The organism is Actinomadura sp. 7K534, from assembly GCF_004348575.1.
Lineage (GTDB): Bacteria > Actinomycetota > Actinomycetes > Streptosporangiales > Streptosporangiaceae > Spirillospora > Spirillospora livida.
In genome coordinates this window covers 1-1,688 of the sequence record NZ_SMKB01000464.1, presented here as the reverse complement: position 1 = coordinate 1,688, position 1,688 = coordinate 1, and the positions used below count along the sequence as shown (strand labels likewise).

Annotated in this window: 2 protein-coding genes; both read left to right on the top strand. The window is 68.6% G+C overall.

What is annotated here, in order from left to right; genetic code table 11:
• The first annotated feature begins 175 nt into the window (after positions 1–175).
• Positions 176–967 carry a hypothetical protein gene (locus E1266_RS37120; RefSeq protein WP_132055246.1) on the top strand — a complete coding sequence of 264 codons (792 nt, stop codon included), beginning with the start codon at positions 176–178 and terminating at the stop codon, positions 965–967.
• A gap of 43 nt (positions 968–1,010) precedes the next feature.
• Positions 1,011–1,688, top strand: a 678-nt coding sequence (locus E1266_RS37115; RefSeq protein ID WP_132055244.1) for a hypothetical protein, incomplete at its 3' end; no start/stop codon positions are given.

Here is a 1,688-nt window from a genome sequence, read left to right as displayed (position 1 = left end):
TGAGTTTGATCAACTTGGGAAGGAAGTGTCTCGTGCCACCACCTTACCGGCCGGAGTTTCGGCGTCGCGCCGTCGAGCTGGCCCGGACCGGCGACAAGTCGGTCTCCGCGCTGGCCAAGAGCCTGGGACGCATGACGCCGCTTCCCAAGGTCCGAGCCGCTGACTGGAGCCGCACATGACCGAACGTATGCAGGCCACCGCGCTGGCCTTGGACGCCTATGAGCAGCACCTGTTCGGCGACCTGGCCAACGGGCACCGCACCGACCGCGCCGAAGCCGAAGGACTCCTGCACTCCCTGGTCGTCGACCTCATCAACTACGGCGAAGGCAACCACCTCGACGTGGTCGACCTCCTCGACGCCCTGGTCCAGGCCCGCATCGACCGCGGCGGCGCCCTGACCAACCCCCGCTACAGCTTCCGCCTCAACACCGAAATCCAATTCCGCGACCACACCACAGAACGTCATCGCGGCTTCATCACCGAACTCAAGTCACCCGGCCCCAGGCAGGAGGAGACCGAATGCAGGCTGCGCATCCCCGGGCTCCTCGACCCGCAGCACACCCTCACCTCCATGCTGGAGCCGGCCACCCGCATGACCCCGCTGATGACCCGCACCCACGGAACGGCCTTCTCCGCCCTGGAGGCCGAAGACCTCATCATCGACCTCATCACCGCCCTACCGGAACACGGCGAGGACGGGGCCGACCCGCAGGTGCTGGCGGACCTGGCCGAACTGTCGGCCGCACTGGCGGCCTGGTCGGGCACCAAACCCGGCCAGGTGCTGCACCACCTCCGCCACCAGGCCCGCGAAATCCGCACGCTGCACGAGCCGTCCTCGGCTGCTCGCCGGGCCGCGGCCGCATTCCCCAACGACATCGCCGCCAGCCTGGCCCGCGAACAACCCCACGCACCCTCGCCCAGCCGCCCAGCCCCTCCGCGGCCGGGCACACGTTCCCGCCAGATGTGACCAGCACATCCATCACCCGGAATCCATCACTTGGAGGTACTGCATGCCCGACCACGATGAGGCCGTCGCCGCCGCACTCGACAGCTACCAGTACCGGCTCCTGCCCGACCACATCCACAGCCACCGAGCCGACCCCACGCTGGCCGAACGGCTCATCGACTCCTTCCTCCAGCAACTCGCCCGCTACGCCGACCGCCGCGACCTCGACATCCACGACACCCTCGCCGAACTCCACCAGCAGCGGATCGACCGCGGCGGCCCCGACCACGCCCCCGAATACTCCTTCCGGCTCGGCGCCCAGGTCCAACCCCGGCAACAACCCGCCGGCGACAAGGCAGGAAACCCGCTGTGGCGGGGGTTCATCACCGCCCTCGCCGCGACACCGGACGGCCAAGCCCAATGCACCGTACGAATCCCCGGCGTCAACCAAGCCCTGCACCTCACCACAGCCGAACTCGAACCGGCCGATTCGCTCCTGCCGCTGCCCACCCGCACCGCCGGAATCGTCATCCACGCCCAAGAGGCCGAACAGACGATCATCGACATCGCCGCCCGGCTCAAACGCGCCGCCGGCAACGGCCTGGCCACCAACGAACACGCACTCGCCGACCTCGCACAACTCACCATGAGACTGAGCGCCTGGTCCGGCGGCCAACCCGACGCGATCATGCGGCACCTCTACGACCGCATTATCAACGCCGCCCACCCACCGCCCCAAGAC